The following is a 13,648-nucleotide window of genomic DNA, read 5'->3' on the forward strand; positions in this document are numbered from 1 at the left end:
GTGTTCCGCAGCCGGGTTTCGCATAACGCATGATCGCCTTCTTCGGTCAAATCGGCCGTGCCACGATCCTGCAGCTCGCGGGCACCGGGAGGATGTTCCTGTTCCTGCTTTCCGCCTTCGCCTGGGCCTTTCGCCCGCCCCTGCGAATCCGCCTGATCCTGTATCACGTCAAGACCATCGGCGTTGATTCCCTGTCGGTGGTCGTTCTCTCCGGTATCTTCACCGGAATGGTCATGGGGCTTCAGGGCTACTACAGCCTCAGAAAGTTCAACGCCGAGAGCTTCCTCGGCTCGGCGGTGGCGCTCGGGCTGCTGCGCGAGCTCGGTCCGGTCCTTTCCGCTTTCATGGTCACCGGCCGCACCGGCTCGGCGATGGCGGCCGAGCTGGGCAGCATGAAGGTGACCGAGCAGATCGACGCGCTCTATTCCATGGCGGTCAACCCGGTTCAGTACCTGGTTTCACCCCGGCTGATCGCGGGGTTGATCTCGATGCCGCTGCTGACGGCGATCTTCGACGTGGTGGGCATTTACGGCGCCTACGTCATCGGCGTCGGCCTGCTGGGGGTGAGCTCGGGCAGCTATTTTGCCGGGATGGAGAGCAGCGTGGTGTTCCACGACGTCTGGAGCGGACTGCTCAAATCGATCAGCTTCGGCCTGATCATCGCATGGGTCTGCTGCTACAAAGGCTTTCACGCGCCGCCGATGGCGACCGGCGTCGGCCAGGCGACGACGGAATCGGTGGTTCTCTGCTTCGTCCTGATTCTCGTCTGGGACTACTTCATGACGTCGGTGATGCTCTGATTGCATGATCCAGGTGGTTGATTTACATAAGAGCTTCGGGCGACAGCGCGTTCTCAACGGAGTCAACCTCGAGCTGCAGACGGGCAAAATCACGACCATCATCGGCGGCAGCGGCTGCGGCAAGACCGTGCTGCTCAAGCACCTCAACGCCCTGCTGCTCCCCGACCGCGGAAGCGTGCTGGTCGACGGCGTCGACATCACCCGGCTCGGCCAGAGCGCGCTCAACAAGATCCGCCAGAAGTTCGGCGTGCTGTTCCAGGGAGCGGCTTTGCTCGATTCGATGACGATCTACGACAACGTGGCCTTTCCGCTGCGCGAGAAGACCCGGCTCACCGAAGAGCAGATCCGCCGCAAGGTCGAAGAGCGCCTCGACCAGGTCGGCTTGGCGGGCATGGGATACAAGTACCCGGCCGAGGTGAGCGGGGGCATGAAAAAAAGGGCCGGGTTGGCGCGCGCGCTCGTGATGGAGCCCGAGATCGTCCTGTTCGACGAGCCGACGACCGGGCTGGATCCGATGTTGGGCAAGAGCATTCACGCGCTGATCCGCAAGATGCACGAGACTTTCCACTTCACAGGAGTCATCGTGAGTCACGACATCCCGGAAGTGTTCCGGATTTCCGATCGAGTGGCGATGCTGGCCAACGGGGTAATCGAGGAGGCGGCCGACACCGAAGCGTTCGTGGCGTCGCAAAATCCGGTGGTCCGCCAGTTCCTGCAAGGCGACGTGGAAGGGCCTCTCGCGGTCCTTTAGGAGAGGAGCCAGTGAATCACACGCGCATTGAGATCATCGTCGGCGTTTTCGTCCTGCTCGGCGCCGTTTGTCTCGGGTACCTCGCGATCAAGCTCGGCAAGCTCGAAGTGCTCGGCAACGAGGGTTATACGGTCTATGCCGACTTCCCGAGCGTGGCGGGGCTAAAGAACGGCGACCCCGTGGAGATCGCGGGCGTCAAGGTCGGCAGGGTCGAGAGCATCCGGCTCGCCGACGACCAGGCTCGTCTCCAGCTGCGGATCGACGACGGCGTCAAGCTCCAGGAGGACGCGATCGCTTCCGTGCGCGCCCGCGGCCTGATCGGCGACAAGTTCGTTCTGATCACCCCCGGCGCATCGGACAAGATCATTCCTCCCGGCGGCCGGATCCGGGAAACCGATTCGCCGCCCGACATCCCCGATCTGATCGGCAAGATCGTCGGGGGCGATCTCACTTCAAGGCCCGAGAAATCCGACAAGAAAAATGATGTGCCGAATTAGCCTTTTCGTGTTCGTCATGGCGGCGGCGCTCGGCTTGTGGAGCCACGGCGCGACCGCCCGCGCGGGCGTGCCGACCGAGCAGATCAGGGCCACGGTCGACCGGGCGCTCCTGGTGTTGAAGGATCCGCGGTTCCGGGCGCCTTCCCGAACCAGCGAGCGCCGCGAGCAGCTGCGCCGGATCCTGTTCGCGCGCTTCGATTTCACGGAGATGGCCAGGCGCTCGCTCGGCGCGAACTGGCGCCGGCGCACGCCCCAAGAGCAGGAGGAGTTCGTCCGCCTGTTCACGGACCTGCTCGAGCGAACCTACGCCGATACCATCGAGTCGTACACCGACGAGAAGATCCTCTACGTGGGTGAGCGCGTGGACGGCGGTTACGCCGACGTCAGCAGCAAGATCGTCACCGCCAAGGGCGAGGAGTTTTCGCTCAACTACAAGGCCCACCTGGTGGGCGGCGAGTGGAAGGTTTACGATATCGTGGTCGAGAACGTCAGCCTGGTGAACAATTTCCGCTCGCAGTTCAATCGCGTGATCGCCAACGGCTCGTACGAGGAGCTGATTCGGCGGCTGAGGAGCAAGCAGGCCGATCTTACCAGGCGCTAGCGTCCGGCGGCGGGACATCGCGCTTGCTGCCGCTTGACCGCGGGGGCCGCCGATATTCGGAAATCGTCGCGGAAGCGCCGAAAGGAGCCCACCATGGCTGCATGGATCGACTGGCACTCCCATCACACCGCCCCGGAGGTGGCCGGACGTCTCGCCGAGCTGACGGGCCGGGAAGTGCGCGTGGACGCCTGGGATTCCCCCGATTTTTCCCGCCGGGTTGTGGAAATGGACCAAGCCGGCATCGACCTTCAGCTCGTCTGCCAGGGAGCGGGACTGTACGCCGACCGGCTGCCCGCCGAGCAGGCGCTGGAAGTTACGCGACTCTCCAACCGGATTCTCGCCGACCGCATCGCACCCCATCGCGACCGTCTCATCGGCGTCGCCGCGCTGTCGCTGAAGAACGTCGCCGCCTCGGTCGCCGAGCTGGAGCAGGCCGCGGTGCTGGGCTTTCGCGCGGCGCTTTTCTACCCCACGGTCGACGGTGAGATGGTGGTGGACCTGCCACTCCTGGAGCCGCTTTACGCCAAGCTCTCGGAGCTTCGCTGGCCGATCTTCCTCCACGGGGCCGGGCTGGCAAAGGATCCGACGCTGGAGCGCCTCGAAGACGGCGGCGCGGGCGTCTCCTACGCCGTGCTCTCCGACGCCGAGGTGTCCGAATGCGTCGCCCGCATGATCGCCGCTGGCGTGTTCGACCGCCACCCGAACCTGCGCGTGGTCATCCGCAGCTCCGGAGGCGGGCTCCCGCTGTTGCTTCGCCGGTTTTTCTGGAAGCACAAGGGGCCAGGCGGAGAGCGCCGCTATCTGGACATCTTTCTCGACCATTTCCTTGTCGACACGGCCGGCTCGGACGCGAGAACTCTGGCGTTCCTGATCGACAAGCTGGGCGAGCAGCGGATCGTCTTCGGCTCGGACTATTGCGGCGGCCTGGGCCCCCTCCCCAAGGCGCTGGAGGGAGTCAACGCCCAGACCGATCCGGAGCGCGTGCGCCGCTTCACCGAGAAAAATTCCCGAGCGCTGCTGCGGCTCTGAAGCGCCCCATGCCGGCACCCTGCGACGTGACGATCATCGGCGGCGGCATCATCGGGCTGGCTACCGCGCTCAAGCTCGTGGAATCCTACCCGCGGGCGAAGCTGATGATCCTCGAAAAGGAGCCGGCTCTGGCGCGCCACCAGACCGGTCACAACAGCGGGGTGATCCACTCCGGGCTCTACTACCGCCCGGGCTCCGTCAAGGCCCGGACCTGCGTGGCGGGGCGCAAGGCTTTGCTGCGATTCTGCGAGGAAAACGGCGTTCGCTACGAGGTCTGTGGCAAGGTCGTGGTCGCCACCGACGAGTCGGAAATCCCCCGCCTCGAGGAGCTCCACCGGCGCGGCCTCGCCAACGGCCTTGTCGGGCTCGAGATGATCGGCCCGGAGAGACTGCGCGAGCTGGAGCCCCATGCTCGCGGCCTGAAAGCGCTCTACGTCCCCGAAACCGGCATCATCGACTACACCGAGGTTGCGGAGGCCTACGCCCGGCGCCTGCGCTCCGCCGGCGCGGAAATCCGCACCGCGCACCGGCTGCTCGACGTCATCGAGAGCGGCGACGGGCTCGTCCTGCAGACCAGCGGCGGCGACTACCGGACGCGCCACCTGGTCAACTGCGGCGGGCTTCACTCCGACGTGATCGCCGAAATGGGTCGCGGCGCACCGAAGCTGCGTCACCGCATCGTTCCGTTTCGCGGCGAGTACTACAAGATCGCGCCCGAAAGGAGCTTCCTGGTTCGAAACCTGATCTACCCGGTGCCCGATCCCGCCTTTCCGTTTCTCGGCGTCCACTTCACCCGCATGATCCGCGGCGGTGTAGAGGCGGGCCCGAACGCCGTTCTCGCCTTCTGCCGCGAGGGCTACCGGATGCGCGACGTCAGCGCGGCCGACCTCTGGCGCACCGCGTCGTTCGGCGGCTTCTGGGCGATGGCGCTCCGCTACTGGCGGACGGGCTGCGGCGAATTCTACCGCTCGCTCAGCAAGGCGGCCTTCGTCCGCGCGCTGCGCCGGCTGGTTCCCGAGATCGGCGACGCCGATCTCGTGGCCGGCGGCGCCGGCGTGCGCGCGCAGGCGGTCGCCGCCGACGGGGCTCTGGTGGACGACTTCGTGATCGAGCAGCGCCGCAACGCGATTCACGTCCTCAACGCCCCTTCCCCGGGAGCGACCGCCTCGCTCGCGATCGGCGAGACGATCGCGCGCATGGCCGGCGCGGCGTTCGCCCTCTGACCGGGCGCGGGCAGCCTTGATTTGCGCCCGGCCATCATCTAGCGTGATCGCACACCTTTTACGCGAGGAGCGCGCCGCATGATCATCGAATACAAGGGCAAGCGACCGGTCATCTCCCCCAGCGCCTTCATCGCCCCCACGGCGGTTCTCATCGGAGACGTCCGGGTGGGCGACGAGGCGAGCATCTGGTGGGGAGCGGTTTTGCGGTCGGATCAGAACGCCAATCCGATCGTCGTCGGCGCGCGGACGAGCGTCCAGGACAACTGCGTCATCCATTCCGGCGAAGCGCCGACGATCATCGAGGAGGACTGCACGATCGGCCACGGCGCCATCATGGAGGGACCGCTGATCAAGCGCGGCGCGATCATCGGCATGAACGCCACGCTGCTGGAGAATACCGAGATCGGCGAGGAGTCGCTGATCGCCGCCGGCAGCGTCGTCGTTCCCCACACCAAGATTCCGCCTCGCGTGCTGGCCGCCGGCAGCCCGGCCAAGGTCAAGAAAGAGCTCGGCGGCGAGGCGCTGCACTGGATCCGGATGGGCTCGTCGACTTACCTGCAGCTCTGCCGCAGCTATCGCTCCGGCGACTACAAGATCATCGGATGAGTTCGGCGCGGCCCGGAACGCGACGCGACCCGAAGCGGAACATCCTGGTCCTGCAGCACGTCTCGCACGAGACGCTCGGGACCTTCGCGCCGTTGCTTTCGCGCCGCGGCTTTCGCGCCGACCGGGTGAACTTCGCCCGGCGCCCGGACGCGAGGCCGCGTCTCGACGGCCACCTGGCAGTGGTCGTGCTGGGCGGCCCGATGAGCGCCAACGACGCGAGCCGGCTTCCTCACATCGCCGTGGAGCTGGCCTTGATCGAGGAGGCGATGAAGCGCGGCGTCCCGCTGCTCGGCGTCTGCCTCGGATCGCAGCTGATCGCCAAGGCCCTGGGCGCAGCCGTCTATCCCAACCCCGAGAAGGAAATCGGCTGGTACGAGGTCGTGCCGGAGGCCGGCGCGCGGGGCGATCCGCTGTTCGGCGGCTGGGCCGGTCCACAGAAGGTCTTCCAGTGGCACGGCGAAACCTTCGATCTGCCGCCGGGCACCGTCCATCTGGCTTCGTCGTCCCTGTGCCGCAACCAGGCGTTTCGTTACGGGGCGTGCACCTACGGCCTGCAGTTCCACCTCGAAGTCGACGAGCCGATGATCCGGCGCTGGCTGCGGGTGCCTGAAAACGCCCGGGAGATCGCGGCGCTCCGGGGAAAGATCAGCGCCCGCGCGATCCTCGCCGAGACGCCCGCCCGGGCCGCGCGGCTGCGCCGCCTCGGGCGAGGCGTCTTCAGCGAGTTCCTCCGCCTGCTGCCCGATTGAGCGGCGGCCGTTCCCGGCGAGGCGCTTTTTCAGGTTGAAAAAAACGCCGCCCTCGGCTACCCTCGCCCACGGTTTCAAGCAGCGCGTCCATGGACTGGTGGCTGTGGATCCTCTTCGGTCTGCTCCTGCTCGGGGCGGAAATCGTCACGCCGGGCGGCTTTTACATCATCTTCTTCGGCGTCGGCGCGCTCGTCGTCGGGGCGCTGGCGGGCTTCGAAGCCGCCGGCCCGCTCTGGTTCCAGTTTCTCCTCTTCTCGGCCCTTTCGCTCTGCGCCCTGTGGCTGTTTCGCGGGAAGCTCGTCGAGATGGCCCGCGGTGAAAGCTGCGGCGACGTCGACACCCTGGTCGGGGAGACGGCCGTGGTCACCGAGGAAATCCCCCGCAACGGCGTGGGCAAGGCGGAGCTACGCGGAACCTCGTGGAGCGCGCGCAACGTGGGCGACGGGGCCCTCGCGCGCGGCGCGCGCTGCAGGGTCGAGCGCGTTGAAGGGCTTACCATCTTCGTGCGCGGAGAATCCCGTTAGAACGGAGCGATCTATGGGCGGAATGGTCGTCGTGGTCGTGCTGGCGGTTCTGATCGTCGTCGTCATTGCCAAGACCGCCGTCGTGGTGCCGCAGCAAAGCGCCTACGTCGTCGAACGGCTGGGAAAGTACAGCGGCACGCTGCAGGCGGGATTCCACATCCTGATCCCTTTCCTGGACGTGGTGCGCTACAAGCACTCGCTCAAGGAGCAGGCGATCGACATTCCACCGCAGGTCTGCATCACCAAGGACAACGTCCAGGTCTCGGTCGACGGCGTCCTCTATCTCAAGGTGCTCAATCCGGAACGGGCCTCCTACGGCATCGCCGACTACACGTTCGGCATCTCGCAGCTCGCGCAGACCACCTTGCGCAGCGAGTTCGGCAAGATCGACCTGGATCGCACCTTCGAGGAACGGACCAACATCAACACCCAGGTCGTGAGCGAGCTCGACAAGGCTTCCGAGCCGTGGGGAATCAAGGTGATGCGCTACGAGATCAAGAACATCACGCCGCCGCAGGACGTGCTCGCGGCAATGGAAAAACAGATGCGCGCGGAGCGCGAGAAGCGCGCCCTGATCCTGACGTCGGAAGGCCAGCGCGACGCCGCCATCAACACCGCCGAGGGCGAAAAACAGCAGGTTATCAAGGCTTCCGAGGCGAAAAAACAGCAGCAGATCAACGAGGCCGAGGGTCAGGCCGCGGCGATTCTCGCCATCGCCGACGCCACCGCGGCCGGCATCCGCAAGGTCGCCGAGGCGATCCAGCAGCCGGGCGGACTGGAGGCGGTCCAGCTCAGGGTCGCGGAGAGCTACCTCGGGGAGTTCGGCAAGCTCGCGCAGGCGGGCAATACGCTGATCCTTCCGGCCACCCTGAGCGACGTCGGATCGATGATCTCGCTCGCGATGAACGTCATTCGCCGACAGCCGCCGGCGCCCGACGGCGGCGCGGCGCGCTAGCAGCCGACCGCGGACCCGTTCCCGCCTGGCAGGCCGGACAGTAAAAGGCGCTCCGGTTTCCCAGGACGACACGCCTGACGGGCGTGCCGCACATCCGGCACGGCTCGCCTTGGCGGCCGTAGACCGCGAGACGGCTCTGGAACTCGCCGAAGCGATCGTCCGCATCGCGATAGTCGGAGAACGACGTCCCGCACCAGCGAATCGCCTCCCTGAGAAGCTCCGGGATGGCGGCGGCCAGACGGCCGACCTCCGCGCGCGTCAGCCGGCGCGAGCGCGCCGTCGGCCGCACCCCGGCGCGGTAGAGCGCTTCGTTGGCGTAGATGTTGCCGATCCCCGCCACGATCCCCTGGTCGAGCAGGAGATCGCGTATACGACGGCTCGATTTTCTCGTGCAAGCGTAGAGATAACCGGCGCTGAATCGCCGGTCGAACGGGTCGGGCCCCAGCCGGCCGAGTTGCGCCACGCCCGGGAGCTCCGTCTTCTCCGCGACCAGCGAGAGGCCGAAGCGGCGCGGATCGTGATAGCGAAGCTCCGCGCCGTTGTCGAGGCGCGCCACGATATGATCGTGCTTTTGCCGAGGCAGGGCGGGATCGACGTAAATCAGCTTGCCCGACATCCCCAGGTGAAAGAGCCAGACCCCGCCGTCCTCGAGGCGGATCAGCACGTACTTTGCCCGCCGCCCGACGTCGACGATCGCCCGCCCGCGGAGCCGCGAAGCGAGCCGGCCGTCGACCTCGACGCGCAGGCGGGGCTCCAGGACTTCGACTTGCTCGATCCTGCGGCCGCGAAGGCGCTTGCGCAGCCCGCGGCGGATCGTCTCGACCTCCGGCAGCTCGGGCATGGTTCAGGCGCCCATCCGGCCGCTCGCCGCCAGCGCACGCGTAAGCCCGACGAACTCCTCGACGCTCAACGTCTCCGCGCGACGGCCGGGGTTGACGGCGGCCGCGCGCAGGACATCCTCGATCTCCGAACGGCCGATGCCGAGCCAGCGGGCGAGGTTGTTCGCAATCGTCTTGCGCCGCTCGGAGAAGCAGGCCCGCACCACCGCGCGGAACCGCTCGCTTTCCTCGGGCCGCAGCACCGGCCGGCGATGCGGCTCGATGCTCAGAATCGCCGAGCGGACCTTGGGACGCGGGAAGAAGGCCTCGGGAGCCACCGGGATCCTCGCGGCGATGCGCAGGTACGCCTGGCACAGCACCGAAAGAGCCCCGTAGCGTTTCGTACCGGGCCCGCTGGCGATCCGGTCCGCGACTTCCTTCTGCAGCATGAGCACCAGCCGGGAAAAGCGCGCCCGGTGCTCGATGAGGCGGAACAGCACAGGGGTCGAGATGCTGTACGGAAGATTGCCGGCAACCTTCACCGGTCTCGGCGGCAGCAGATCGGCGAACGAAACTTTCAGAATATCTCCCGCCACGATCTCCAGATCCGGCCGTGCTCCGATCTCGCTCGCCCGCAGCCGCCGGACGAGAAAGGGGTCCACCTCCACGGCCCAGACACGCGCCCCGCGCTCGAGCAGCCGGCGCGTGAGAAACCCGAGGCCCGGGCCGATCTCGAGAACCTCGTCGCCGGGCGCGAGATCGAGGAGCCGGACGATTGCGTCGATCACGTCGGCCCGGATCAGGAAGTTCTGCCCGAGGCGCTTTCGCGGCCTGAAGCCCGGCTCCCTTAGCGCCGCGCGGACCTCCTCGTAGAGCGTGGTCATCGGGGAATCGGTCCCGGGCCGGCCGTCTGGCGTTGCCGCGGGCCTACAGCGTGAGGTCGGCGTCGGCGTTGAGCCCGAGGTCGTCGCGCTCTCCACGCCTCAGCCGGTGGTATCCCGTCAGAGCGATCATGGCGGCGTTGTCGGTGCAAAACTTCGGCTCGGGAAAATAGGCGCGCAGCCCCTCCGCGGCCGCCCGCTCGCTCATCTTTTGCCTCAATCGGCTGTTGGCGGCTACCCCGCCCGCCAGTACGATCCGGGGGACACCGCTCGTTGCCGCCGCCTTGATGGTCGGGCCGACCAACATGTCGACGACCGCCTCCTGGAAGCTGGCGGCAATGTCCGGAACGTGGTCGCGCCATCGCGCCTCGTGCTTTCTGAGATAATGCAGGACCGATGTCTTGACGCCGCTGAAGCTGAACTGGTACGTCCCATTTCGCACACGCGCCCGCGGGAAGCGAATCGCCTGAGGGTTCCCCTCCCGCGCGAGCCGGTCGATCACGCGCCCGCCCGGATATCCCAGCCCCATCATCTTGGCGACCTTGTCGTAGGCTTCGCCCGCCGCATCGTCGACCGTGCCGCCCAGATGCTCGTACGCGCCGACGCCGTCGACCCGGTACAGCAGCGTGTGGCCGCCCGAAGCCAGGAGCGCGATGTAGGGGAACGGAACGTCCTGCTCGAGCTGGATCGCGAGCAGATGCGCCTCGAGGTGGTTCACGCCGACGTAAGGAATGCCAAGGCGGAATGCCATCGCCTTGACCATGCACAGACCGACGAGCAGCGAGCCGACCAGCCCCGGGCCGCGGGTGACCGCCAGGCCGTCGAGCTCTCCCGGCGCTACGGCGGCTCGGGCGAGCGCCGCTTCCACGATCGGGAGGATGTTCTCGACGTGGCGGCGCGACGCCAGCTCCGGCACCACGCCGCCGTAAGGCCGATGGATCTCGTCCTGGGAGGAGACCAGGTTCGCCAGGATCACGCGCCCGTCGCGCAGCACCGCCGCCGCGGTATCGTCACACGAGGTTTCGACTCCCAGAACCAGCATGTCGGCGCGAGTCTCAACGGGAGTGCGATTGAGCCTCTCCCTTGAGCCGGGGGAGGGCTTCCGCCGCGGTACGGTTTCCTGAATTGAGTCGTAGCGCCTGCCCGTAGCTCTCGGCGGCTTTTTCGTTCATCCCCAGGGCGCGGTAGTTTTCGCCGCGAAGGGCGTGAACCTCGGCCAGCCAGAACGGCTCGCCGCTCAAGCGCGTTTCGGCGACGTCGAGGAAATTGAGCGATTCGTGGTAGCGGCCGAGCTGGTAATGCGCCTTGGCGAGAAAAAAGTAGCCGTAGGGATTGGTCGAATCGATGACGATCGTCCTCTCGAGACGAGCCAGCGCCCTGCCTGCGTCGCCGGCCTCGAGCAGCTTTCGCCCTTCTTCGGTCAGCCGCAGCGACGCGGCGCGCTGCGGCGGCGTCGCCGCAGTGATCTTGGCCAGCAGCGAGCTGTCGTCGGGCAGCGGCGGCGTCGAGGGCCCCGGCGTCGCGACCGGCGGCGCTGCGGGCTCCACCGAAGGCGCCTTCTTGGGAGGCTCGCCGGTCTTCAGATTCTGCTCGCGAATCCTGCTCTCCTGCGGCAGCGGCCTCCTCGCGATTTCCTGGGATTCCCTGGACGAAGGCGCCGGCGGAGGCGGGGTGCGCAGGCTCCCGCCCGGTGGAGGAAGCGGAGCGCGGTAGGCCGGACGCGGCGGCGCGCAGCCCAGGGCGACCGCGATCACCACCGCTGCCGCCGGCACCGGCTCGAGCGTTCTGGGTCCGAGCCAAACCACAAAATCCCTCACCACGCGTGCGATATCTGCAGCGAGTCCCCGGGGTGGAGCGGGCAGGTCGCTACCGGCTCCTCCCCCTCGAGAAACGCTTCCCGGATCGTCGAGGGGCAGTTCGCAGTGGCGATCTGGCCGCTGATCGGATCGATGTCGACGAGCTTGACTCCCGGCGGCGGAACAAAATCCGTGACCGGCATTCCGGCGGTGGCGCGCTTCATGAACTCCGTCCAGATCGGCAGCGCCGCCTGGGCCCCTGAAAGTCCGAGCTTGCTCTGGTTGTCGAACCCGACCCAGACCACGGCGAGCAGGTCGGGGGTGTAGCCGACGAACCAGGCGTCCTTGTAGTCGTTGGTGGTTCCCGTCTTGCCTGCGGCCGGCCGGTTGAACCCCCACCGACGCGCGAGCTCGCCGGTGCCGCGGTCGAGCACTCCCTTGAGAAGATGGTTCATGAGAAACGCGTGCTGCGGCGAGATGACCTTTTCCACGCGCACGTCGCGCTTTTCCAGGACCCGCCCCTCGGCGTCCATGACCTGCTTGACCGCCAGCGGCCGGGTGCGCACCCCGTTGTTGGCGAGGGTAGCAAACGCGACCGCCACCTCGAGCGGGCTCACCTCCGCGGCGCCCAGCGCCAGCGACGGCACCGAGGGAAGCGGGCTCTGGATTCCGAGCCGACGCGCCACGTCGCGGACACGCTGGATGCCGACGTCGCGCGCGATCCGCGCCGTGGCCGCGTTCAGCGATTTTTCCAGGCCGCGGCGGAACGTCACGGTGCCGAAGAATTCGTCGTTGTAGTTCCCTGGCTGCCACTCCTGGCCCTCGTAGCTCCAGGTGAAGGGCGCGTCCTCGACCTTGGTTACCGGCGTGAATCTCCGCCCCCCGTTGTCGCTCCCGTAGATCAACGCCGCCAGGTAGACGAAAGGCTTGAAGATCGATCCGGGCTGGCGCTTCGCCTGCCACACCCGGTTGAACTGCGACTTCTGGTAGTTACGCCCGCCCACCATCGCCTTGATCTCGCCGGTCTGGGGGCGGATCACGACCATCGCGCCTTCGAGATGGTCGTCTTCACCGCGGCGACGCAGGCTCGGATAGGTCTCCTCGAGCCGGCTCAGGCCTTCGGAGAGCGCCTTTTCCGCGAACCGCTGGAGCTGGAGGTCGAGGCTGGTAAAGATCCGCATTCCCTCCGCGGTGAGCGTCTCATTGGAATAGTTTTCGGCCAGCTCGCGGCGGAGGAAGTCGACGTAGAACGGAGCGTCGTTCGTGATCTTCACCAGTTCGCGCCGCGGCAGCCTCTCGCGCACGGCCGCCTCGTATTGCCGTCGCGTGATGATCTTGTCGTCGAGCATCTTGGCCAGCACGACATTGCGGCGCTTGGTGGCGACGTCGAGGCTCCGGTACGGCGACAGCGCGTTGGGAGCGCGGATCAGGCCTGCGAGCAACGCCATCTCGCCGACGGTCAGGTCGGAAAGCGGCTTGGAAAAGTAGAACTGCGAGGCTTCCCAGACCCCGAAGATTCCCTGCGAGCCGCGCTGGCCCAGGTAGATCTCGTTCAAGTAGTTCTCGAGAATTTCGGCCTTCGAGTACTTCCGCTCCGCGATGAGCGCCATCAACGCTTCCTTGACCTTGCGCGACAGCGTGCGCTCGCTGCCGAGAAAAAAGTTTTTCATCAGCTGCTGCGTGAGCGTGCTCCCGCCCTGGACCACCGCCCCGCTGCGTAAGTTGACCCACAGGGCGCGGAGAATGGAAACCGGATCGATGCCGTGGTGCTTGTAGAAACGCTCGTCCTCAACCGCGAGGATCGCCTTGACCAGGAGCGGCGGGACTTCGGAGAGCGATACGACGCGCCGCTCCTCCCAGATCCGGTCGTAAAGACCGGTGACCAGCTCAGGCTCCAGCTCGAGCGAGAACATCTCGTGATCGGCGGTGGCATTTTCGATGCGCGCCACCGTCCCTCCGTTCAGGAAGATACGAACGGGAAAGCCCCGGAAGGGCTCGGTCGGATAGACGAAATCGTGCAGGTAGAGTTCCAGCACGCCTTTCGATTTCAGATAGCGATACTCTCCCTTACGGGTCGGCGTGCCTTGTGTCTCGCGGTAACCCAACCGGCGCAGCTTTTCCCAGATCTCTTCCTGCCGCAAGTGCATGCCTACGTACAGCAGATAGGAATCGGAATAGATCTTGGAAGGAAAACGCCATTTCTGCCCTTCGAACTTGGCCTGGACGGTCTGTTCGAGGCGCTTGAGATACCAGCTTCCGAAGGCGATTCCGGCGCAGGTGACGACGAGCAGGCTCAGGAGGGCCGCGCTGACGAACCGCAGTTTGAATCTTTTCAAACCCCAAACTCCGTGGAGTTCATTTTCTCACATCGGGCGCAGAAGACAACGAAAACAGGCCGGCTGGACGTTATCCAGCCCC

General features: G+C 66.4%; 15 protein-coding genes. 10 read left to right on the top strand and 5 right to left on the bottom strand.

The annotated features are described in order from the left end of the window. Window positions 1-29 precede the first annotated feature (29 nt). From VNN77_16400 to VNN77_16445, 10 genes are all read left to right on the top strand, one after another. Entirely contained in the window at window positions 30-800 is a 771-nt protein-coding gene (locus VNN77_16400) for an MlaE family lipid ABC transporter permease subunit (protein HXG52981.1), read from the top strand. 4 nt (window positions 801-804) lie between these two features. Next, the gene (locus VNN77_16405; GenBank protein ID HXG52982.1) at window positions 805-1,551 is read left to right on the top strand and encodes an ATP-binding cassette domain-containing protein; all 747 of its coding nucleotides are present in this window, start codon (window positions 805-807) and stop codon (window positions 1,549-1,551) included. A gap of 11 nt (window positions 1,552-1,562) precedes the next feature. After that, entirely contained in the window at window positions 1,563-2,048 is a 486-nt protein-coding gene (mlaD, locus tag VNN77_16410) for an outer membrane lipid asymmetry maintenance protein MlaD (GenBank protein ID HXG52983.1), read from the top strand. Further along, a complete protein-coding gene (locus VNN77_16415) occupies window positions 2,032-2,649 on the top strand; it encodes an ABC transporter substrate-binding protein (protein ID HXG52984.1) in 618 nt (205 codons plus the stop codon). The genes mlaD and VNN77_16415 overlap by 17 nt, the downstream gene beginning before the upstream one ends. A 93-nt stretch (window positions 2,650-2,742) precedes the next feature. After that, the gene (locus tag VNN77_16420; protein ID HXG52985.1) at window positions 2,743-3,678 is read left to right on the top strand and encodes an amidohydrolase family protein; all 936 of its coding nucleotides are present in this window, start codon (window positions 2,743-2,745) and stop codon (window positions 3,676-3,678) included. Between the two features lie 8 nt (window positions 3,679-3,686). Further along, window positions 3,687-4,901: an L-2-hydroxyglutarate oxidase gene (lhgO, locus tag VNN77_16425; protein HXG52986.1), complete on the top strand. Its 1,215-nt coding sequence runs from the start codon at window positions 3,687-3,689 to the stop codon at window positions 4,899-4,901. A 78-nt stretch (window positions 4,902-4,979) separates the two neighbouring features. Continuing rightward, on the top strand, window positions 4,980-5,507 hold the full coding sequence (locus VNN77_16430) for a gamma carbonic anhydrase family protein (GenBank protein ID HXG52987.1): 528 nt from the start codon (window positions 4,980-4,982) through the stop codon (window positions 5,505-5,507). Continuing rightward, a complete protein-coding gene (locus tag VNN77_16435; protein HXG52988.1) occupies window positions 5,504-6,256 on the top strand; it encodes a gamma-glutamyl-gamma-aminobutyrate hydrolase family protein in 753 nt (250 codons plus the stop codon). Before VNN77_16430 ends, VNN77_16435 begins: the two co-directional genes overlap by 4 nt. An 89-nt stretch (window positions 6,257-6,345) precedes the next feature. After that, the gene (locus VNN77_16440) at window positions 6,346-6,780 is read left to right on the top strand and encodes an NfeD family protein (GenBank protein ID HXG52989.1); all 435 of its coding nucleotides are present in this window, start codon (window positions 6,346-6,348) and stop codon (window positions 6,778-6,780) included. 13 nt (window positions 6,781-6,793) lie between these two features. Continuing rightward, window positions 6,794-7,735: a stomatin-like protein gene (locus tag VNN77_16445; GenBank protein ID HXG52990.1), complete on the top strand. Its 942-nt coding sequence runs from the start codon at window positions 6,794-6,796 to the stop codon at window positions 7,733-7,735. Here VNN77_16445 and mutM read toward each other — a convergent pair. From mutM to VNN77_16470, 5 genes are read right to left on the bottom strand one after another with little or no spacing between them, the layout of a single operon-like run. Then, complete coding sequence (gene mutM, locus VNN77_16450) at window positions 7,689-8,576, bottom strand: bifunctional DNA-formamidopyrimidine glycosylase/DNA-(apurinic or apyrimidinic site) lyase (GenBank protein ID HXG52991.1); 888 nt, start codon at window positions 8,574-8,576, stop codon at window positions 7,689-7,691. The genes VNN77_16445 and mutM overlap by 47 nt on opposite strands. 3 nt (window positions 8,577-8,579) lie before the next feature. Beyond that, window positions 8,580-9,437 (bottom strand): 16S rRNA (adenine(1518)-N(6)/adenine(1519)-N(6))-dimethyltransferase RsmA, encoded by an 858-nt coding sequence (rsmA, locus tag VNN77_16455; GenBank protein HXG52992.1) that lies wholly within the window; start codon window positions 9,435-9,437, stop codon window positions 8,580-8,582. A 43-nt stretch (window positions 9,438-9,480) separates the two neighbouring features. After that, entirely contained in the window at window positions 9,481-10,476 is a 996-nt protein-coding gene (gene tsaD / locus VNN77_16460) for a tRNA (adenosine(37)-N6)-threonylcarbamoyltransferase complex transferase subunit TsaD (protein ID HXG52993.1), read from the bottom strand. A 13-nt stretch (window positions 10,477-10,489) separates the two neighbouring features. Then, complete coding sequence (locus VNN77_16465) at window positions 10,490-11,239, bottom strand: tetratricopeptide repeat protein (GenBank protein HXG52994.1); 750 nt, start codon at window positions 11,237-11,239, stop codon at window positions 10,490-10,492. Window positions 11,240-11,247: 8 nt separating this feature from the next. Further along, window positions 11,248-13,566, bottom strand: a complete 2,319-nt coding sequence (locus VNN77_16470; GenBank protein ID HXG52995.1) for a PBP1A family penicillin-binding protein — start codon at window positions 13,564-13,566, stop codon at window positions 11,248-11,250. Window positions 13,567-13,648: the final 82 nt, after the last annotated feature.

The sequence above is a fragment of the Candidatus Zixiibacteriota bacterium genome, assembly GCA_035574315.1.
Taxonomy (GTDB): domain Bacteria; phylum Desulfobacterota; class Binatia; order UBA9968; family UBA9968; genus DATLYW01.

Excerpts from the sequence above, each read along its gene's own strand:
- VNN77_16445 (HXG52990.1), top strand. The coding sequence starts at position 6,794 with ATGGGCGGAATGGTCGTCGTGGTCGTGCTGGCGGTTCTGATCGTCGTC.
- VNN77_16405 (HXG52982.1), top strand. The coding sequence starts at position 805 with ATGATCCAGGTGGTTGATTTACATAAGAGCTTCGGGCGACAGCGCGTT.
- VNN77_16420 (HXG52985.1), top strand. The coding sequence starts at position 2,743 with ATGGCTGCATGGATCGACTGGCACTCCCATCACACCGCCCCGGAGGTG.
- tsaD (HXG52993.1), bottom strand. The coding sequence starts at position 10,476 with ATGCTGGTTCTGGGAGTCGAAACCTCGTGTGACGATACCGCGGCGGCG.
- VNN77_16400 (HXG52981.1), top strand. The coding sequence starts at position 30 with ATGATCGCCTTCTTCGGTCAAATCGGCCGTGCCACGATCCTGCAGCTC.
- mutM (HXG52991.1), bottom strand. The coding sequence starts at position 8,576 with ATGCCCGAGCTGCCGGAGGTCGAGACGATCCGCCGCGGGCTGCGCAAG.
- VNN77_16430 (HXG52987.1), top strand. The coding sequence starts at position 4,980 with ATGATCATCGAATACAAGGGCAAGCGACCGGTCATCTCCCCCAGCGCC.
- VNN77_16435 (HXG52988.1), top strand. The coding sequence starts at position 5,504 with ATGAGTTCGGCGCGGCCCGGAACGCGACGCGACCCGAAGCGGAACATC.
- rsmA (HXG52992.1), bottom strand. The coding sequence starts at position 9,437 with ATGACCACGCTCTACGAGGAGGTCCGCGCGGCGCTAAGGGAGCCGGGC.
- VNN77_16415 (HXG52984.1), top strand. The coding sequence starts at position 2,032 with ATGATGTGCCGAATTAGCCTTTTCGTGTTCGTCATGGCGGCGGCGCTC.
- lhgO (HXG52986.1), top strand. The coding sequence starts at position 3,687 with ATGCCGGCACCCTGCGACGTGACGATCATCGGCGGCGGCATCATCGGG.
- VNN77_16440 (HXG52989.1), top strand. The coding sequence starts at position 6,346 with ATGGACTGGTGGCTGTGGATCCTCTTCGGTCTGCTCCTGCTCGGGGCG.